This window comes from Pseudomonas viridiflava (genome assembly GCF_900184295.1).
Lineage (GTDB): Bacteria > Pseudomonadota > Gammaproteobacteria > Pseudomonadales > Pseudomonadaceae > Aquipseudomonas > Aquipseudomonas viridiflava.
Genome location: NZ_LT855380.1, coordinates 1,259,441 through 1,278,347, shown reverse-complemented (window position 1 = coordinate 1,278,347; position 18,907 = coordinate 1,259,441). Strand labels below are relative to the sequence as shown.

The 18,907-nt window shown below is 59.6% G+C and carries 15 protein-coding genes; 7 read left to right on the top strand and 8 right to left on the bottom strand.

Annotation, left to right across the window (positions count from 1 at the left end):
• Positions 1–305: 305 nt before the first annotated feature.
• Complete coding sequence (pmeR, locus tag CFBP1590_RS06080; RefSeq protein ID WP_029243232.1) at positions 306–959, bottom strand: auxin-lysine conjugate-binding transcriptional regulator PmeR; 654 nt, start codon at positions 957–959, stop codon at positions 306–308.
• A 254-nt stretch (positions 960–1,213) separates the two neighbouring features.
• Between pmeR and CFBP1590_RS06075 the strand changes: the two genes are divergently transcribed.
• Genes CFBP1590_RS06075 through CFBP1590_RS06065 form a run of 3 tightly spaced genes read left to right on the top strand, consistent with a single transcriptional unit; the run spans position 1,214 to position 6,981 of the window.
• Positions 1,214–2,365 carry an efflux RND transporter periplasmic adaptor subunit gene (locus CFBP1590_RS06075; protein WP_025996799.1) on the top strand — a complete coding sequence of 384 codons (1,152 nt, stop codon included), beginning with the start codon at positions 1,214–1,216 and terminating at the stop codon, positions 2,363–2,365.
• Between the two features lie 3 nt (positions 2,366–2,368).
• Complete coding sequence (locus CFBP1590_RS06070) at positions 2,369–5,524, top strand: efflux RND transporter permease subunit (RefSeq protein ID WP_029243233.1); 3,156 nt, start codon at positions 2,369–2,371, stop codon at positions 5,522–5,524.
• Positions 5,521–6,981, top strand: a complete 1,461-nt coding sequence (locus CFBP1590_RS06065) for an AdeC/AdeK/OprM family multidrug efflux complex outer membrane factor (protein WP_004881331.1) — start codon at positions 5,521–5,523, stop codon at positions 6,979–6,981. Before CFBP1590_RS06070 ends, CFBP1590_RS06065 begins: the two co-directional genes overlap by 4 nt.
• A gap of 77 nt (positions 6,982–7,058) precedes the next feature.
• On the opposite strand, the gene CFBP1590_RS06060 is transcribed toward CFBP1590_RS06065, so the two are convergent.
• The 5 genes from CFBP1590_RS06060 to pcaR form a co-directional block, all read right to left on the bottom strand.
• On the bottom strand, positions 7,059–8,360 hold the full coding sequence (locus tag CFBP1590_RS06060; RefSeq protein WP_004881332.1) for an MFS family transporter: 1,302 nt from the start codon (positions 8,358–8,360) through the stop codon (positions 7,059–7,061).
• Between the two features lie 142 nt (positions 8,361–8,502).
• Positions 8,503–9,705, bottom strand: a complete 1,203-nt coding sequence (gene pcaF, locus CFBP1590_RS06055; protein WP_088234650.1) for a 3-oxoadipyl-CoA thiolase — start codon at positions 9,703–9,705, stop codon at positions 8,503–8,505.
• The gene (locus tag CFBP1590_RS06050) at positions 9,705–10,484 is read right to left on the bottom strand and encodes a CoA-transferase subunit beta (protein WP_004881336.1); all 780 of its coding nucleotides are present in this window, start codon (positions 10,482–10,484) and stop codon (positions 9,705–9,707) included. Before CFBP1590_RS06050 ends, pcaF begins: the two co-directional genes overlap by 1 nt.
• Entirely contained in the window at positions 10,484–11,341 is an 858-nt protein-coding gene (locus CFBP1590_RS06045; protein ID WP_024688703.1) for a CoA transferase subunit A, read from the bottom strand. Before CFBP1590_RS06045 ends, CFBP1590_RS06050 begins: the two co-directional genes overlap by 1 nt.
• A 155-nt stretch (positions 11,342–11,496) precedes the next feature.
• Positions 11,497–12,339, bottom strand: a complete 843-nt coding sequence (gene pcaR, locus CFBP1590_RS06040; RefSeq protein ID WP_029243237.1) for a pca regulon transcriptional regulator PcaR — start codon at positions 12,337–12,339, stop codon at positions 11,497–11,499.
• A gap of 846 nt (positions 12,340–13,185) precedes the next feature.
• Here pcaR and CFBP1590_RS06035 point away from each other — a divergent pair.
• Both CFBP1590_RS06035 and CFBP1590_RS06030 read left to right on the top strand, forming a co-directional pair.
• The gene (locus CFBP1590_RS06035) at positions 13,186–13,383 is read left to right on the top strand and encodes a hypothetical protein (protein ID WP_004881345.1); all 198 of its coding nucleotides are present in this window, start codon (positions 13,186–13,188) and stop codon (positions 13,381–13,383) included.
• 203 nt (positions 13,384–13,586) lie between these two features.
• Positions 13,587–15,059: an inorganic phosphate transporter gene (locus tag CFBP1590_RS06030; protein WP_004881346.1), complete on the top strand. Its 1,473-nt coding sequence runs from the start codon at positions 13,587–13,589 to the stop codon at positions 15,057–15,059.
• A gap of 51 nt (positions 15,060–15,110) precedes the next feature.
• Here the strand turns inward: CFBP1590_RS06030 and CFBP1590_RS06025 are convergent, their stop codons facing one another.
• Positions 15,111–16,598, bottom strand: coding sequence for a helicase HerA-like domain-containing protein (locus CFBP1590_RS06025; RefSeq protein WP_058432500.1), 1,488 nt, complete (start codon positions 16,596–16,598; stop codon positions 15,111–15,113).
• Between the two features lie 200 nt (positions 16,599–16,798).
• Between CFBP1590_RS06025 and gpgS the strand changes: the two genes are divergently transcribed.
• Together gpgS and gpgD are read left to right on the top strand one after the other, a co-directional pair.
• Positions 16,799–17,911 carry an N-acetylglucosaminyl phosphatidylglycerol synthase gene (gene gpgS, locus CFBP1590_RS06020; protein ID WP_481374221.1) on the top strand — a complete coding sequence of 371 codons (1,113 nt, stop codon included), beginning with the start codon at positions 16,799–16,801 and terminating at the stop codon, positions 17,909–17,911.
• The gene (gene gpgD, locus CFBP1590_RS06015) at positions 17,904–18,689 is read left to right on the top strand and encodes an N-acetylglucosaminyl phosphatidylglycerol deacetylase (RefSeq protein WP_088234649.1); all 786 of its coding nucleotides are present in this window, start codon (positions 17,904–17,906) and stop codon (positions 18,687–18,689) included. Before gpgS ends, gpgD begins: the two co-directional genes overlap by 8 nt.
• On the opposite strand, the gene CFBP1590_RS27830 is transcribed toward gpgD, so the two are convergent.
• Positions 18,686–18,859 carry a hypothetical protein gene (locus CFBP1590_RS27830; protein ID WP_004881352.1) on the bottom strand — a complete coding sequence of 58 codons (174 nt, stop codon included), beginning with the start codon at positions 18,857–18,859 and terminating at the stop codon, positions 18,686–18,688. The genes gpgD and CFBP1590_RS27830 overlap by 4 nt on opposite strands.
• Between the last annotated feature and the right edge of the window lie 48 nt (positions 18,860–18,907).

Here is an 18,907-nt window from a genome sequence, read left to right as displayed (position 1 = left end):
CAGCGCATATAGGCGCAAGATTTCGCCTGGACATGCAACTTCCCTCTCACCATGTCGATTAGGGAGCGAAGAGTGAAGGGAGTTTCGAAGCGGAGCAATACACGGAATTTAGTTTGGGAAATCAGCTACATGTTTCAGGAAATGTCCTACCGACGTCCTACAAGCTCACGTCATCCTATGCCGTAAAAGCGTATTACACACACATACGCGGACGGACAAATGTCAGCAAACGGTAAACTTTTTGTTTACCGCAATTAATTGAATTCGAAGGGTGCCCATTTGGAACCCGACAGCGTTATATTCTGTCAGCCTTCAATCAGAAGCTTTGGCACACGCAGTGAAGGGCTGAAACGCAGCATGTCCATGCAGACTTCCACCAGTTGCTCGGACTCCGACGGCAGTGAGTAGCTGTCGGGCACCAGCAACCACTGGTAGATGATGCCGTTTACGTATGAAAACAGAGCGACCGCCGCGCGAGCCGTATCCAGATCTTCTGGCAATTGTCCCTGACGCACGGCATTGCTCAGCCCCAGTTGAATACGCTCGTGGCACCCAATGGCGTTCTCTTGACGTTGACGACGGAAATCACACATCTCGTCAGTAAACTCGCATTTATGAAAAAGGATTTCATTGATGCGACGGGTTTTAGGGTCAAGTGCAAGCTCATGAAACAGATGAACCAAGAGATTCTTCATGCAACCCAGCGGGTCTTCTTCGTCTTCGTCCTGACTGGCCTGCGACATTTCGTCGAGCGGTTCCTGCAGGCTGTCCAGCATCGCCTGCACCAGATCGGCCTTGTTGTTGAAATGCCAATAGATGGCACCCCTCGTCACACCGGCAAGCGTCGCGATGTCGGCCAGCGTCGTGCGAGCCACACCGCGCTCATAAAACGCCTGCTCGGCAGCCTCCAGTATCTGGCTGCGAGTGATCTGAGCTTCCTCTTTGGTGCGACGAGCCATGGCAATCAACCTCAAAAAAATCTCTTCAGGCACCTGTGTGGTTCACGGCCTGGAGACAAAACCGGGCGGCAGTTGTTTTGCCTTGTCCCGAACCCGCTGATGGCACCCTTCGCGGCGAATGATTGCACAGGGAAGGTATTTACAAACAGCCATGAATGTAAGTATATTCCTTAGCATGCTACTTATCTAGCCGAAATATTTTTTAACACTTCAACACTCTGTTGAGTAAACAGGCTCCTGCCCCGAGGATCTTCATGCAATTCAAGCCAGCTGTTACCGTTCTGGTCACTGCCGTCGCCCTGGCAACCCTGCTCAGCGGTTGTGGCAAGAAGGAGCAGGAGGCCCCGCCTCCGCAGACCCCTGAGGTCGGTGTCGTCACACTGAAAGCCCAGCCGTATACCCTAACCACCGAACTGCCCGGCCGAACCACTGCGTTCCGCGTGGCTGAAGTCCGGCCGCAGGTCAACGGCATCATTCTCAAGCGCCTGTTCACCGAAGGCGGGGATGTGAAGGCCGGTCAGCAGCTGTATCAGATCGATCCTTCTGTTTATGAAGCCAGCGCCAACAGCGCCAAGGCGACCCTGCAGTCGGCCAAGTCGATGTCCGACCGTTACAAGCAGCTGGTGAATGAGCAGGCCGTCAGCCGTCAGGAGTACGACACTGCGCTCGCGTCGACCCAGGAAGCTCAGGCTGCCCTGCAGTCCGCCCAGATCAACCTGCGTTTCACCAAGGTACTGGCGCCGATTTCCGGCCGCATCGGTCGCTCGGCTGTCACCGAGGGCGCGCTGGTCAGCAATGGCCAGACCAACGCAATGGCGACAATCCAGCAACTGGACCCGATCTACGTGGACGTCAACCAGTCCTCGGCGGACATGCTCAAACTGCGCGCCGACCTGGCCAGCGGCCGGTTGCAGAAGTCGGGTGACAACTCTGCGTCGGTCAAGCTGACTCTCGAAGATGGCAGTGAATACCCGCAGGAAGGCAAGCTCGAGTTCTCCGAAGTGTCGGTCGATCAGGCCACCGGTTCGGTGACGTTGCGCGCTGTGTTCCCCAACCCGGATCACATGCTCCTGCCCGGCATGTTCGTTCACGCTCAGCTGAAGGCTGGCGTCAACAGCAAGGCCATCCTGGCGCCGCAGCAAGGCGTGACCCGCGACCTGAAAGGCACGCCGACCGCTCTGGTGGTCAACAAGGACAACAAGGTCGAGCAGCGTGAACTCGTCACCAGTCGTACCACCGGTGCCTACTGGCTGATCGAGAAAGGTCTGAGCGAGGGTGACCGCGTGATCACCGAAGGCCTGCAATACGTCAAACCAGGCGCTGAAGTGAAGGTCAAGGAAGCAACCAACCTCACCGCTGACCAGTCTGCCAATGCTGCCCCTGCTGCCACTGGCAAAGGTGAGTGATAGATGTCCAGATTCTTTATTGACCGCCCCATCTTCGCCTGGGTATTAGCCCTGGTGATCATGTTGGTGGGTACGCTTTCGATCATGAAGCTGCCGATCAACCAATACCCGGCCATCGCGCCGACAGCCATCGATATCCAGGTCACCTACCCAGGCGCTTCTGCACAGACCGTGCAGGACACCGTGGTACAGATCATCGAGCAACAGCTCAACGGTATCGACAACCTGCGTTATGTTTCCTCGGACAGTAACTCCGATGGCAGCATGACCATCACCGTGACGTTCAACCAGGGCACCAACCCTGACACCGCTCAGGTACAGGTACAGAACAAGCTCAACCTGGCCACCCCGCTGCTGCCGCAAGAAGTGCAGCAACAGGGTCTGCGCGTGACCAAGTCGGTGAAGAACTTCCTGCTGGTGATCGGTCTCGTGGCCGAAGATGGCAGCCTGACTCGCGAAGACTTGTCCAACTACATCGTTTCCAACATTCAGGACCCGATCTCGCGGACTTCCGGTGTGGGTGACTTCCAGGTGTTCGGTTCGCAGTACGCGATGCGCATCTGGCTGGATCCGGCCAAGCTGAACAACTTCCAGTTGACGCCTGTAGACGTGACCACCGCGGTCAGTGCACAGAACGTGCAGATCGCGACCGGTCAGCTGGGCGGCCTGCCAGCGCTTCCCGGCACTCAGCTGAACGCGACCATTATCGGCAAGACCCGCCTGCAGACTGCCGAACAGTTCGGCAACATTTTTCTGAAGGTCAACGCTGACGGTTCGCAGGTTCGTCTCAAGGATGTCGCGCGTATCGAACTGGGCGGTCAGAACTACAGCATCGATGCACAGTTCAACGGCAAACCGGCTTCCGGTATGGCGATCAAACTGGCCTCGGGTGCCAACGCCCTCGACACCGCCAAAGCAATTCGCGCCACCATCAGCGAGCTGGAGCCTTTCTTTCCGCCAGGCATGAAAGTCGTCTACCCGTATGACACCACCCCGACCGTAACGGAATCCATCAGCGGCGTGGTTCACACCCTGATCGAAGCCATCGTGCTGGTGTTCCTGGTGATGTACCTGTTCCTGCAGAACCTGCGCGCGACCATCATCACCACGATGACCGTGCCGGTGGTACTGCTGGGTACGTTCGGCATCCTTGCTGCGTTCGGCTTCACCATCAACACGCTGACCATGTTCGGCATGATTCTCGCCATCGGACTCTTGGTGGACGACGCCATCGTGGTGGTGGAAAACGTCGAACGGGTCATGGCCGAGGAGCATCTGTCTCCGAAGGAGGCCACGCAGAAATCCATGGACCAGATCCAGGGTGCGCTGGTCGGTATCGCCATGGTGCTCTCGGCGGTACTGCTGCCGATGGCGTTCTTCGGCGGCTCCACAGGCGTGATCTACAAGCAGTTCTCGATCACCATTGTTTCGGCGATGGCGCTCTCGGTCCTTGTGGCCCTGATCTTCACCCCGGCGCTGTGCGCCACCATGCTCAAACCTATCGACCCTGAGAAACACGGCCAACCCAAGCGTGGCTTCTTCGGCTGGTTCAACCGGACCTTCGACCGCAGCGTAGTCAGCTACGAAAACGGCGTGAAACGCATGGTGACCCACAAGTTGCCGGCCTTCGTCGTGTACCTGATCATCGTGGCAGGCATGATCTGGCTGTTCACCCGTATTCCGGCGGCGTTCCTGCCCGAAGAAGACCAGGGCGTCATCTTTGCCCAGGTACAGACACCGGCTGGTTCTTCCGCAGAGCGCACGCAGAAGGTCATCGATGACATGCGCGACTTCCTGCTCGACAAGGAGAACGGTGAAGGCAAGGGCGTGAACTCGGTGTTCAGCGTCAACGGCTTCAACTTCGCAGGTCGTGGTCAAAGCTCCGGTCTGGCGTTCGTGATGCTCAAGCCGTGGGACGAGCGTGATGCCGAAACCACCGTGTTCAAGATTGCCGAACGGGCTCAGGCGCACTTCGCCAGCTTCCGTGACGCCATGGTCTTCGCGGTCGTACCGCCATCGGTACTGGAACTGGGTAACGCCACCGGTTTCGACGTTTACCTGCAGGACCAGGGCGGTGTCGGTCACCAGAAACTGCTGGATGCACGCAATCAGTTCCTGGGCATGGCCGCGCAAAGCAAGATTCTGGCGGGCGTACGTCCCAACGGCCTGAACGACGAACCGCAGTATCAACTGACTGTGGACGACGAGAAGGCCAGCGCACTGGGCATTACCCTGTCCAACATCAACCAGACCCTGTCCATCGCGCTGGGTGGCAGTTACGTCAACGACTTCATCGACCGTGGTCGTGTGAAGAAGGTGTATGTGCAGGGCGAAGCCTTCAGCCGCATGACGCCTGAAGACCTGCAGAAGTGGTTCGTGCGTAACGACAGCGGCACCATGGTGCCCTTGTCGGCCATCGCCAGCGGCGAGTGGATCTACGGTTCGCCCAAGCTGTCGCGCTATAACGGCGTAGCGGCCATGGAAGTGCTGGGTACCCCTGCTCCGGGCTACAGCTCCGGTCAGGCCATGGCGGAAGTTGAAGCCATCGCCAAGAAACTGCCTGCCGGGATCGGCTACTCGTTTACCGGCCTGTCGTTCGAAGAACGTCTGTCCGGCTCTCAGGCACCGGCCTTGTACGCACTGTCCATGCTGGTGGTGTTCCTCTGTCTGGCAGCGCTTTACGAGAGCTGGTCGATTCCGATTGCGGTCATGCTGGTGGTGCCGCTCGGCGTCATCGGTGCACTGATGGCGACCAGTCTGCGCGGGCTGTCCAACGACGTGTTCTTCCAGGTGGGCCTGCTGGTGACGGTGGGGCTGGCGGCGAAGAACGCCATTCTGATCGTCGAGTTCGCCAAGGAACTGCATGAGCAGGGCAAATCGCTGGTCGAGTCGGCGATGGAAGCTTGCCGGATGCGCTTGCGTCCGATCATCATGACCTCGATGGCGTTCATCCTCGGCGTGGTTCCGCTGGCAATCTCCAGCGGCGCCGGTTCGGGTAGCCAGCACGCCATCGGTACAGGCGTGATCGGCGGTATGATCACCGCAACGATCCTGGCGATCTTCTGGGTGCCTATGTTCTACGTCGCCGTGTCGTCGGTGTTCAAAGGCAAAGACAAATCAAACAAGCAACACGTCAAAACTACCGAGGCTGGCCAATGAGCAAGTCCCTGATCTCTCTGGCAGTTACCGCGTTCATTCTCGGCGGCTGCTCCCTGATCCCCGAGTACAAGCAGCCGCAAGCTCCGGTCGCCGCTCAATACCCGCAAGGTCCGGCGTACTCGCCGGCCGAAGCGGCCAAGATGGCTGCCGCCGAGCAAGGCTGGCGCGAGTTCTTCCGTGATCCGGCGCTGCAACGCCTGATCCAGACCGCGCTGGTCAACAACCGTGACCTGCGTGTCGCGGCCCTGAACATCGACGCCTACCGTGCGCAGTACCGCATCCAGCGTGCGGACCTGCTGCCTGCGGTTTCCGCCAATGGCAGCGGCAGCCGTCAGCGCGTTCCGGGTGACCAGACGCAGACCGGCCAGTCGGCCATCACCAGCAGCTATTCAGCGACTCTGGGCGTCAGCGCCTATGAGCTGGACCTGTTCGGTCGTGTCCGCAGCCTCAGCCAGCAAGCGTTGGAAACCTACTTCGCCAGCGAAGAGGCACGTCGCAGCACCCAGATCAGTCTGGTGGCCAACGTTGCCAATGCCTACCTGACCTGGCAGGCCGACAAGGAACTGCTCAAGCTGACGCAGGACACCCTCAAGACCTACGAAGAAAGCTTTCGCCTGACCTCGCGCAGCAATGAAGTCGGCGTTTCTTCGGCACTGGACCTGAGCCAGTCGCGGACCGCTGTCGAAAGCGCCCGCGCCCGTCTGGCGCAGTACCAGCGTCTGGTCGCACAGGATCAGAACAACCTGGTGCTGTTGCTGGGCACCGGCCTGCCTGACAACCTGCCAGCCAGCCAGTTGCTCGACTCCGACATGCTGACCGAAATGCCGGCCGGCCTGCCGTCCGATCTGCTGCAACGTCGTCCGGACATTCTGGAAGCCGAGCACACGCTCAAGGCTGCCAACGCCAATATCGGTGCCGCACGTGCCGCGTTCTTCCCGAGCATCAGCCTGACGGCCAGCGCGGGCACCAGCAGCACCGAATTGTCCGGTCTGTTCAAGGGCGGTTCGGGCACCTGGCTGTTCCAGCCGAGTATCAACATTCCGATCTTCAACGCGGGCAGCCTGCGCGCCAGCCTGGATTACTCCAAGATCCAGAAGGAAATCAGCGTCGCCAACTACGAGAAGGCGATTCAGACCGCTTTCCAGGAAGTGTCCGACGGCCTGGCTTCGCGCAAGACCTACGACGAGCAGCTCCAGGCACAGCGTGACTTTGTCACTGCCAACCAGGACTACTACCGTCTGGCCGAGCGTCGCTACCGCATCGGGATCGACAGCAACCTGACCTTCCTCGACGCTCAGCGCTCACTGTTCAGCGCGCAACAGACGCTGATCACCGACCGTCTTGCGCAGCTGACCAGCGAGGTCAATCTGTACAAGGCCCTCGGCGGCGGCTGGTACGAGAAGACCGGTCAGACCGCAACGATCGACAAGGAAAAGCCGTCGATCCAGCTGTTCTGATCCGTTTGTTCTGATCAACGCCCAATAAAAAACCCACCGGATCCGGTGGGTTTTTTATGCCTGCAAAACAGCGCTCATCAATGATCGTGATGCAGGTAAGCGGGCTCCTTGGGCAAGCGCAGGCTGAACAGAAACGCGATTGCCATCATCGCCGTCACGTACCAGTAGAAGCTGTTCTCCATCCCTGCACTCTTGAGTTTCAAGGCGACGAATTCGGCCGAGCCGCCAAAGGCAGCGTTGGCCACGGCGTAGGCCAGACCAACCCCCAGAGCGCGGACCTGAGGCGGGAACATCTCAGCCTTCACCAACCCGCTGATCGAGGTGTAGAAGCTGACGATGGCCAATGCCAGGGTAATCAGCACAAACGCCATGAACGGGTTGGTGTTGGTTTTCAGGGTCATCAGAATCGGCACCGTACACAGCGTACCCAGCGCGCCGAACCACAGCATCGAATTACGACGACCAATGCGGTCAGCCAGCATGCCAAAGAACGGTTGCATGCACATGTATAGGAACAGCGCGCCGGTCATGATGTAACTGGCGGTCTTGGCCTCCATGCCGCCGGTGTTCACCAGATATTTCTGCATGTAGGTCGTAAAGGTGTAGAAAATCAGCGAGCCGCCGGCGGTGTAACCCAGCACAGTGATAAAAGCTGCCTTGTGATGCTTGAACAGCGCCGTGATACTGCCCGCGTCCTTGTCCTTGCGACTTTCGGCGGTGGTGGTTTCGTTCAGTGTGCGACGCAGCAGCAAGGCGATGACTGCCGCCGCCGCGCCGATGACGAACGGGATACGCCAGCCGTAGTCGCGCAGCTCTTCAGTGGTGAGAAACTGCTGAAGGATGACCACGGTCAGCACCGCCAGCAACTGACCGCCAATCAGCGTCACGTACTGGAACGAGGCATAGAAACCACGCTGCCCGCGCAACGCCACTTCACTCATGTAAGTGGCCGTGGTGCCGTACTCGCCGCCTACCGACAGGCCCTGAAGCAGACGCGCCATCAACAGCAGCGCCGGTGCCCAGGCCCCGATCGAGGCGTAGGTCGGCAGACACGCGATGATCAGCGAACCGGCACACATCATGGTTACAGAGATCAGCATGGAATTCTTGCGACCATGCTTGTCCGCGACCCTGCCGAACAGCCAGCCGCCAATCGGTCGCATCAGAAAACCGGCAGCGAACACACCTGCGGTATTGAGCAACTGAACGGTCGGATCATCGGAAGGAAAGAAAGCGGGCGCGAAGTAGATCGCACAGAAGGCGTAAATATAAAAGTCGAACCATTCGACCAGATTTCCGGAAGAGGCGCCGACAATCGCGAAGATTCTTTTGCTTCGCTCCTCGCCGGTGTAATGCGGTGCTTTTGATGTTGTCGTCATTATTGTCCCCAAATGAAACTGTCCATAAGACACAATCTGTAACACCCTGCCGCCTCAAGCACAACAACCCGGGCCATCAGCCTGTCTTTTCGTGGAGACAGACCGATGAACCGGGTTGCTGAACAAAGCGAAAAAAGGAGCGTTATGGACGCTCTATGGCCAACGCCAGACCTTGGCCGACACCGACGCACATGGTCGCCAGACCTTTGCGACCGCCGGTCTTTTCCAGATGGTGCAACGCCGTCAGTACCAGCCGCGCGCCGCTCATGCCCAGCGGGTGACCCAGGGCAATCGCGCCGCCGTTGGGATTGACCTGCGGCGCATCGTCGGCGAGGCCCAGTTCCCGCAACACCGCGATGCCCTGACTGGCAAACGCCTCGTTGAGCTCGATGACATCGAAATCGGAGACCGCCAGACCCAGCCGCTCGACCAGCTTGCGCACCGCAGGTACCGGACCGATGCCCATCACCCGAGGCTCAACGGCCGCACTGGCCATTCCGAGAACGCGCGCCCGAGGCGTCAGGCCGTGCTTCTTGACCGCTTCGGCGGAAGCCAGAATCAGCGCAGCGGCCCCGTCGTTCACACCAGACGCATTGCCTGCCGTGACCGTCTTGTCCGCCCCGTTGACCGGCTTGAGCTTGCTCAGGGTTTCCAGGCTGGTGTCGGCACGCGGGTGCTCATCCTTGTCGACAACGGTTTCGCCTTTCTTGTGCGCCACACGCACCGGCACGATTTCTTCCTCGAAAAAGCCCGCAGCCTGGGCAACGGCAGCGCGTTGCTGGCTGCGCAGGGCGAAAGCGTCCTGATCGGCTCGAGAAATAGAGAAGTCGGTGGCCACGTTGTCGCCGGTCTCCGGCATGGAGTCCACGCCATAGAGGGCTTTCATGGCCGGGTTGATGAAACGCCAGCCGATTGTGGTGTCTTCCAGTTTCATGTTGCGCGAGAACGCGGCATCGGCCTTGCCCATGACGAAAGGCGCACGCGACATCGACTCGACGCCGCCTGCGATGGCCAATTCCATTTCGCCGGTTGCGATGGCGCGGAACGCCGTGCCGATGGCGTCCATGCCCGAAGCGCATAGACGATTGAGCGTCACGCCCGGCACCGTCGTCGGCAGGCCGGCCAGCAGCGCAGCCATACGCGCCACGTTGCGGTTGTCTTCACCGGCCTGATTGGCGCAACCGAGGAACACCTCGTCGACTTCTTGCCAGTTGACGGTGGGGTTGCGCTCCATCAACGCCTTGATCGGAATGGCCGCCAGATCGTCGGCCCGCACCGAGGACAGACCGCCACCAAAGCGGCCGATGGGGGTGCGAATCGCATCGCAGATAAATACGTCACGCATCACGCTTCTCCTGCGACCTGACCGTGGGCGGCAGCGGTCCGGGCTTCCAGATCACGCAAAGCGGTCAGTTCGACGTCGGTGGGTTCTTCGGAATAGACCACGCTGTCGGCAAACCGTACTTCCCAGCCGGTTGCGGCGATGACTTGCTCGCGGGTAACGCCTGGGTGCAGCGTGGTCACCACAAACTCGTTGCTGCCCTCTTCCGGTTCCATGATGCACAGGTCGGTGATGATGCCCACCGGACCGGCACCGGGCAGGCCCAGACGCTTGCGTGAATCGCCGCCTTCGCCGTGGCCGACCGAGGTGATGAAATCGAGCTTGTTGACGAACGAACGTGCCGACTGCTTCAAAATGATCAGCACCGATTTGGCCGACCCGGCAATCTCAGGCGCGCCACCGGCACCCGGCAGGCGCACTTTCGGGTTGTGGTAGTCGCCCACGACTGTGGTGTTGATGTTGCCGAAACGGTCGACCTGCGCGGCGCCCAGAAAGCCGACATCCACACGTCCACCCTGCAGCCAGTAGCGGAAAATCTCGCTGGTGGCGACTACGGTGTCAGCCGTTTCAGCCAGCTCGCCATCGCCGATGGACAGCGGCAATACGGTCGGTTTGGCACCGATCGGGCCGGATTCGTAGATCAGCACCACATCCGGTGCCGACGTCAGGCGTGCCAGATTCGCCGCCTTCGACGGCAAGCCGATCCCGACAAAGCAGACCGCTCCGTTACGCAAACGGCGAGCGGCGGCAACGGTCATCATTTCACTGGTGGTGTACGTCATTATTTTGCCTCCGAAGCGCGAGCCAGCTTGCTCTGGAATTCGCTGAAGTCCGCTGTGCCGTGGATGTATTCGTCGATCCAGGCCTTGAAGGTTTCACGGTCTCGGGCAATCGGGTCCCAGGCCTGATAGAAAGGATTGTCGCGTTCGTAGTAACCATGGGCGTAGGAAGGATGCGCGCCGCCCGGCACCAGACAGACTGCGCTCAGCGCCCAGGTCGGCAGTACGCAGGAGTTCATTGGTGCCTTGAGGTCATCGACGATTTCCTCGACCGTGACGATGCAACGCTTGGCTGCCAGCGCAGCTTCCTTCTGCGCACCCAGGATGCCCCAGAGCAACACGTTGCCCTTGCGGTCGGCTTTCTGGGCGTGGATCACGGTCACGTCGGGGCGCACGGACGGCACGGCCGCCAGCACTTCACCCGTAAAGGGACAGGTCACGGTCTTGATCAGCGGGTTGACCTTCGGCAGATCGGAACCGGCGTAGGCGCGCAGCACCGCAAACGGCAGGCCCGAGGCACCTGCAACGTAAGCGTTGGCAAGATCGGCGTGGCTGTGCTCTTCGATTTCCATCGCTCGCGGCCATTGTTTTTCGACCGCATCCCGCAGGCGGTGCAACGAGCCAACGCCCGGATTGCCGCCCCACGAGAAAATCAGGCGCTTGGCACAACCCGCACCGATCAACTGGTCGTAGATCAGGTCGGGAGTCATGCGCACCAGCGTCAGGTCTTTTTTGCCCTGACGGATGATTTCATGACCGGCGGCCGTGGGGATCAGGTGAGTGAAGCCTTCCAGCGCAACGGTGTCGCCATCGTTGACCAGTTGCTTCACCGCATCGCGTAGAGAAAGAATGTCTGCCATGAGGTGCTCCGAACCCAACATCATGTTCAATGATCAGCGCGAAGACCTGCGCCGGAATGAAAATGAGGTTATGCCTGAGCCCTGCCGCAAACAATCCGATAATCGACTAACTGTTCGGTAATCGAACCCATTCGCTGATTATCAATACGCTGATCTCAGGTGAACAACTGGGTGCTCAGGTCACGGCTGGCGTCCAGCATGATCGGCAGAAAGCGCTGTTCCAGATCGCTGCGGGCCACCCGTCCGGCACTGGTGCTGACATTGAGCGCAGCCAGTACCTGACCCGATGCATCATAGACCGGTACGGCAATCGAGCGAAGTCCCTGCTCCAGTTCCTGATCGACAATGCACCAACCCTGCTGACGGACCTGCTGCAGGCATTCGAGCAAGGCTTCGGGTGTGCGAATGGTGCGGCTGGTCTTGGGCTGCAGGTCAACGTGATCCAGGTATTCCTGCAAGGACACATCGTCCAGCGCAGCCAGCAGGATGCGCCCCATCGACGTGCAATACGCAGGCAGTCGACCGCCCACCGAGAGATCCACCGATATCAGCCGCTGGGTCGTGGCCGACCGGGCTATATAAAGGATGTCGTCACCTTCGAGAGTGGCCATGTTGCACGCCTCGTGCAATTGATCGCTCATCCTGTCCAGATAAGGCTGCGAAGAAATCGCCAGCGGCGTTGACGACAGATAGGCATGGCCCAGCGTCAGAACCTTGGGCAATAAAGAGTAAGTGCGACCATCCGTGGTGGCATAACCAAGTTTGATCAAGGTATGCAAACAACGACGCACTGCCGCCCGGGGAATTTCCGTGCGGTGGCTGATCTGCGCAATGGTCAGATGCCGTTTACGCTCCTGAAAGGCATGAATCACTGCAAGCCCACGGGCCAGCGAGGTCATGAAATCAGGATCGCCGGTCAATGCCTGGATCCGCTTGGCAGGCGATGCCACGATGGGCGGAGCCAGTGAGGAAAAAGAATTACGCAGTTCGTCGTTCATTGCCGCAACCTCTATACACCCTTTCAGGCCTTGTGAACCGGCGGTTTCAGACCCATGCAGCGCATTGATCAACCTTCGGCTTGTGCGATTATCGAACCAATGGCCGATAATCGCAATTGACCCGTCGGAAATATACTTATACCTTTAGGTCTGCCACGAAGTGACTTCTTGGAAATTACTGGTCAGGTACCCACTGAGAAGTCCAAGGCAGCGGCCTTGCCCTTTAAGCAAGGCCGTTTTCATTACAGCTCATTCTGTGCGCCCGATACGGAAGCCGGAATAATTTCCGAGCCCGCCCCCCCTTCTCATACACTCACCCGTCGCACCATCGGACTTGCTGAATTTCGACGCCGTTTTTTTGTCCATGCCTGTCAATTCTTCTTTATGAAAGTTCCGTCATAAACATGACTCACCCAAACTTCGGAACATTCGTACAAAATGAGTAGGCTCTCTCATTATTCAAACCGCTATAGTTGACGCAGCCTAACTTCTTGGCGATAGTACCTTTCCATTGACGGGCTAAATCTTCAGCAGTGACTCGCGTTCTCACGAGCCTTCGAGCTGCAGCCGCGTCAGCGCACCGGACCTGTACAACGCTGTAGCGGGCCCCTTGCAACCGGCGGTCAAACAGAACCTCCGGCGTTTCAACCCTGAACCACATGTCGCTACGACAGTTGTTTTCCTCCGGCGCCCGTAGCCGCGAGGCCCGGCAAGGTGTTCAGATTCTTCCAGTCAATGTGCTGATGCATAATTCCCTGCCCCGCTTTTCGGGCAGCCACTGGAACGAACATGTTTGCCGTGCATTGCGTTTTCGCCGGAACTCATTTGACTCGATCAGGTAATAAAGTGACTAAAGAAGAACTGCGCGCGGAACTCGAGCGGCAGGAGCAACGCTTCAAGGATGTCTACGGTGGCGAAATCACCACTTACGCCGCGCAACCGGAGCCGGAACGCAAACCCTGGCGCAAACGAGCCAGCCTTCGGGATCAGGCTTTCAAAGAGGAATTGCAAAAGATGGAACAGGACCTGAAACAGGAGTCCTGACGGTCAGGCTGGAATAGCCCCGCTGATCTGATCCGCATTACCACGACCTGAAATTGAAGTGTCATTGCCTGTCTGCCTCATCAAAGGGGCGGCGCTCATGCGTCTTTTTTTTGGTTTCAGGCGACACCGGTCGAGGCCGACAAGTCGATACGTATTTTTTCTGTCATAATCGCGCCCCCTTCAGACCGGGTCAGAAAATCTACATGATCGAATTATTCAGCGGGCTAGATGCTTGGGTGCTTGTAAGCCTGTTGCTTGCCCTGGCCTTTGTTCTTGCCTTCGAGTTCATCAATGGCTTTCATGACACCGCGAACGCGGTGGCGACAGTCATTTACACGAAAGCCATGCCGCCGCATCTGGCAGTAATCCTTTCCGGTGTGTTCAATTTTCTCGGCGTGTTGCTGGGCGGCGTGGGCGTTGCGTACGCCATCGTTCACCTGCTGCCGGTCGAATTGCTGATCAACGTCAATACCGGCCACGGCCTGGCCATGGTGTTCTCGCTGCTGGCAGCGGCGATCACCTGGAACCTGGGCACCTGGTATTTCGGTATTCCGGCGTCCAGTTCCCACACGTTGATCGGTTCGATCCTCGGTGTCGGTCTGGCCAACGCCCTGATCAACGACATTCCGCTGGCCGATGGCGTCAACTGGCAGAAGGCAATCGATATCGGTGCCTCGCTGGTGTTCTCGCCGCTGGCAGGTTTTCTGATCGCAGGGCTGGTCCTGATCGCATTGAAATGGTGGCGACCACTGTCCAAGATGCACAAGACCCCGGAACAGCGTCGCAAGCTGGATGACAAGAAGCATCCGCCGTTCTGGAACCGTCTGGTACTGGTGATTTCCGCCATGGCGGTCAGCTTCGTGCACGGCTCAAACGATGGCCAGAAAGGCATCGGCCTGATCATGCTGGTCCTGATCGGTATCGTGCCGAGCCAGTTCGTACTGGACCTCAACAGCACGACCTACCAGATCGAACGTACCCGCGACGCCACCCAGCACCTCAGCCAGTTCTACCAGCGCAACAGCAGCACGCTGGGCGAATACCTGGCGATGGGCAAGGCGGAAAAAGGCGACCTGCCGTCCAGTTCCGCGTGCAACCCGGAACAGACCGAGCCGACTATCGACGCGCTGCTGGACCGTTTGAAAGGTGTCTCCGACTACCATTCGATGCCGTCCGAAAGCCGTATCGAAGTCCGTCGTTATCTGTTGTGCCTGGATGACACCGCGCGCAAGGTCGGCAAGTTGCCGGGCCTGGACGCACGTGAAAAATCCGATCTCGAGAAGCTGCGCAAGGACCTGACCGGTACGACTGAATACGCGCCGTTCTGGGTGATTCTGGCCGTTGCTCTGGCACTGGGTATCGGCACCATGGTTGGCTGGAAGCGTGTGGTACTGACCATCGGCGAGAAGATAGGCAAACAGGGCATGACCTACGCACAGGGCATGTCTGCACAGATCACCACCGCCTGTGCCATCGGCATGGCCAACGTGTTCAGCCTGCCGGTTTCGACCACCCACATCCTGTCTTCGGGCGTGGCCGGCACCATGGTTGCGAACAAGAGCGGCCTGCAGGGCGGCACCGTTCGCACGATCCTTCTGGCCTGGGTCCTGACCCTGCCAGCAACAGTGGCGCTGTCTGCCGCCCTGTTCTGGATTGCGTCCAAGGCGCTGTCCTGATCTGAAGTCACTCGGGCGGTGCAGCGCTTGCACCGCCTGAGCGAATCGGTTTTACCTGCGCTTCTTAGTGCCCAGTAACGACCCCATCAGCCCCCGCACCAACTCTCGCCCCAACTGGCTCGCCGCCTGACGCATGGCGTTTTTCATGGCCTGTCCGGCCAGCCCGCCCAGAAACTCCCCGGCCTTGTCGCTGAAACTCTCTTCAGGCTTTTCATTCGTTTTCGCAGCATCGGTTGCGTCAGGCTCGGCCACCTTGCGCGCGGCCAGCATTTCGTAGGCCGATTCACGATCGACCGGCTTGTTGTAGCGCCTGCCGAGGGCTGAGCCGGCAATCAGACTCGCCCGCTCGTCTGCCGTCAGCGGCCCGATACGCGACTGGGGCGCAGCGATGAGCACGCGCTGCACCATGGCGGGCGTACCCTTGTCCTGCAACGTACCGACCAGCGCCTCGCCGATACCCAGCTCGGTCAACACACTCAGAGCATCGAAATCAGGGTTGGGCCTGAAACCTTCCGCCACGGCCCGCAACGATTTCTGCTCCTTGGCCGTAAAGGCGCGCAGCCCGTGTTGAATCCGCAACCCCAGCTGGGCCAATACTTCATCCGGCAGGTCGCCGGGTGACTGCGTGACGAAATACACACCCACGCCTTTGGAACGAATCAGGCGCACGACCTGCTCAAGCCGTTCCTGAAGGGCCTTGGGTGTGTCGGCAAACAGCAGATGCGCTTCATCGAAGAACAGCGCCAGCAGCGGTTTTTCCGCATCGCCCCGCTCGGGAAGCTGCTCGAACAGCTCGGCCAGCAGCCATAACAGAAAGGTCGCGTAGACCTTGGGCGCTTCGTGCACCAGCCTGCTGGCGTCCAGCAGATGAATGCGCCCTCGCCCGTCGCTGTCAGGCTGCAGGATGTCTTCCAGTTGCAAGGCAGGCTCGCCGAACAGCGCCTCGGCGCCCTGCTGCTCGAGCACGGCCAGCCGTCGCTGCAACGCCTGACTGGAGCCGGTTGTCATCAATGCGCTGTCTTCGCCCAGCAACTGCGGGTTGTCACGCAGGTGATTGAGGAGTGCCTTGAGGTCCTTGATGTCGAGCAACAACAGCCCTTCACGATCAGCGACTTTGAAGGCGGCGTATAACGCCGACTGTTGGCTGTCCGTCAGTTCCAGCAGATTGCCCAGTAGCAGCGGCCCCATTTCGCTCAGCGTGGTGCGCAGTGGATGACCGGATTTCCCGTCGATGTCCCACAACGTGACCGGATAGGCCCGAGGCGTGTGCTCAAGCCAGGGCATACCGGCAATTCGCTCGGCAATCTTGCCCTGGGGATTGCCAGCAGCCCCCAGCCCGCACAGATCGCCCTTGATGTCAGCGGCGAACACCGCGACCCCGGCGTCACTGAACGCTTCTGCCAGGCGTTGCAAGGTCACCGTTTTGCCAGTCCCGGTCGCGCCAGCCACCAGTCCGTGTCTATTGGCCAGACGAAACGCCTGAGAGACGGGCTGCCCATCAGGAGCGGCACCCAGAATCATTTCTTGAGAGTCGTGCATGTTTCACCTTCTCCACACCATGAGACGCGCTGGCCTTGAGCGTAGCCATTGCCACAACAGTTTGTTCAGGCCTGATGACGCATCATGCTCTCAACGACTCTTCGCGTCTGCCGCTTGCCCGCCAGGCGGTGAATCCCGACCGAACAACTATTCTTCAAGGAGGTCAAGAAAAGACGACCTCAGAGCGGAGGAATGTTGCTGTGCACATTGCCGACATGACGATGTTCTACGCCCCGGCCAGCGGCGGCGTACGCACCTATCTCGATGCCAAACACCCACGCCTGGGACGTCGCCCCGGCGTGCGCCACAGCCTGCTGGTGCCCGGTGCGCGTCCGGCCCACGCCGACGGCATCTACAGTGTTCCGGCCCCTGCCCTGCCGTTCAGCAATGGCTACCGCTTTCCGATTCGGGTCGCCCCGTGGCGCAAGATGCTGCACAACCTGCAACCCGACCTGATCGAAGCAGGCGATCCTTACCTGACCGCCTGGGCCGCCCTCGACGCCCGTCGGTATCTGGACGCGCCGGTCATCGGCTTCTACCACTCAGACCTTCCGCTGCTGGTGAGCAACCGCATGGGCAACTGGATGGGCATGAGTGCTCAGGCTTATATCAGCAAGCTCTACAGTAACTTCGACAGGGTGCTTGCGCCCAGCCAGGTCATGGCCGACAAGCTGATCGGCATGGGCGTGGAAAGCGTGCATGTACAACCCCTTGGCGTGGACCTGCAGGTCTTCAACCCGGAGCGCCGGGACGATGGTCTGAAAGCCGAACTGGGTCTGCGCGAAGACACCCATCTGCTGATTTTCGCCGGGCGTGGCTCCAAGGAGAAAAACCTGCCGGTGCTGCTTGCATGCATTAAACAGCTGGGCCCGCGCTATCACCTGCTGCTGGTGGGCTCGCACATGCCCATGAACGTGCCGGACAACGTTACGGTGATCAATCGCTTCTGCAAGGCCACGAATCTGGCCCGCCTGCTGGCAAGCGCCGATGCACTGGTCCACGCGGGCGATCAGGAAACATTCGGGCTGGTCGTGCTTGAGGCCATGGCGTGTGGAACACCGGTCGTCGCCGTCGCGGCCGGAGCATTCACCGAAATCGTTCCCGGACACTGTGGATGGCTGTGCGAAGCGAACGACGCCAGAGCCATGGCAGATGCCGTGAAAGCGTTGTTCTGCCATGACGCCCATGCCATGGGCCTGGCCTCCAGACGCTACGTGGAAGAGCACTACAGCTGGGACGTGGTGGTGACCGGGCTGCTCGACCATTATCAGGCGGTGCTGGGAAACCGGTTCTCGGCTGTCGCCCATGGTTGAGTGCTCTCGCGCCGCATCAGAACGCAGTGTGCTGCTGGTGCTGCACGACGTCGCCCCTCACAGCTGGCTGATGTACGAGCCATTTGTCGCAGCGGTGGACAAGCTGGGCACTGTCAGAATGACCTGGCTGGTGGTGCCGGATTTCCACCGACGCAGCCCGCTGGGCGACGACACGGTTTTTCAGCGGCGGATGGATGAACGCCTGGAACGCGGCGACGAGCTGGCGCTGCACGGTTATTACCATTGCGACGACAGCCCGGCGCCACGAACCCTGCATGACTACTTCATGCGGCGCATCTACACGTGGGAAGGCGAGTTCTATGGTTTGAACACGCAGCAGGCGCTGGCACGCCTGGAAGCGGGCATCGAAGTGTTTCACCGTCAGAACTGGCCACTTCACGGCTTTGTCGCGCCCGCCTGGTTGATGAGCCAGGGCACTCGCGAAGCGTTGCGTCAGTTGCCGCTCAGCTACACCAGCGACCCGCAGCATCTGTTCCGTTTGCCCGACTTCACACCGATCAACGCGCCAGGCATGGTCTGGAGCGCACGCAGTGCATGGCGACGCACGGCGTCGAAGCTTTACAGTGATTTCAAGGAACATCGGTTGCGCGAGGCGTCGACCATCCGACTTGGACTGCACCCTGTCGACATGCTGCACAGGTCTTCACGCGACTATTGGATTGAATTGCTCATGCGCCTGCTGGAAGACGGCAGGCAGCCCATGACCAAAATCCAATGGCTGGAAAGTCTGGACGCGGCAACTAGCGCAGATCGCTAGGGTGGGGTCGGTTTTTCGGCGTCCTGCTGCAGTTCGCGCCACAGCTCGGCCGCGCCTTCGAACTCGGTGCCGTTGTCAGGCGTCAGCGCATCCGGGTCGTAACGACTCAGACAGCCCTCGCCCAGAGTGGCCGGAGCAGTTGATGTGGCTTTGTCGAGAGGGTCGGTCATGAGGATGTCCGCCTGGGAGGTTGGCAGGAGCGCCGCATGGGCGATCCT

Bases quoted from the DNA above. Each gene is read 5' to 3' on its own strand.
- pmeR (WP_029243232.1), bottom strand. From the start codon at position 959: ATGGCTCGTCGCACCAAAGAGGAAGCTCAGATCACTCGCAGCCAGATA.
- CFBP1590_RS06075 (WP_025996799.1), top strand. From the start codon at position 1,214: ATGCAATTCAAGCCAGCTGTTACCGTTCTGGTCACTGCCGTCGCCCTG.
- CFBP1590_RS06070 (WP_029243233.1), top strand. From the start codon at position 2,369: ATGTCCAGATTCTTTATTGACCGCCCCATCTTCGCCTGGGTATTAGCC.
- CFBP1590_RS06065 (WP_004881331.1), top strand. From the start codon at position 5,521: ATGAGCAAGTCCCTGATCTCTCTGGCAGTTACCGCGTTCATTCTCGGC.
- CFBP1590_RS06060 (WP_004881332.1), bottom strand. From the start codon at position 8,360: ATGACGACAACATCAAAAGCACCGCATTACACCGGCGAGGAGCGAAGC.
- pcaF (WP_088234650.1), bottom strand. From the start codon at position 9,705: ATGCGTGACGTATTTATCTGCGATGCGATTCGCACCCCCATCGGCCGC.
- CFBP1590_RS06050 (WP_004881336.1), bottom strand. From the start codon at position 10,484: ATGACGTACACCACCAGTGAAATGATGACCGTTGCCGCCGCTCGCCGT.
- CFBP1590_RS06045 (WP_024688703.1), bottom strand. From the start codon at position 11,341: ATGGCAGACATTCTTTCTCTACGCGATGCGGTGAAGCAACTGGTCAAC.
- pcaR (WP_029243237.1), bottom strand. From the start codon at position 12,339: ATGAACGACGAACTGCGTAATTCTTTTTCCTCACTGGCTCCGCCCATC.
- CFBP1590_RS06030 (WP_004881346.1), top strand. From the start codon at position 13,587: ATGATCGAATTATTCAGCGGGCTAGATGCTTGGGTGCTTGTAAGCCTG.
- CFBP1590_RS06025 (WP_058432500.1), bottom strand. From the start codon at position 16,598: ATGCACGACTCTCAAGAAATGATTCTGGGTGCCGCTCCTGATGGGCAG.
- gpgD (WP_088234649.1), top strand. From the start codon at position 17,904: ATGGTTGAGTGCTCTCGCGCCGCATCAGAACGCAGTGTGCTGCTGGTG.
- CFBP1590_RS27830 (WP_004881352.1), bottom strand. From the start codon at position 18,859: ATGACCGACCCTCTCGACAAAGCCACATCAACTGCTCCGGCCACTCTG.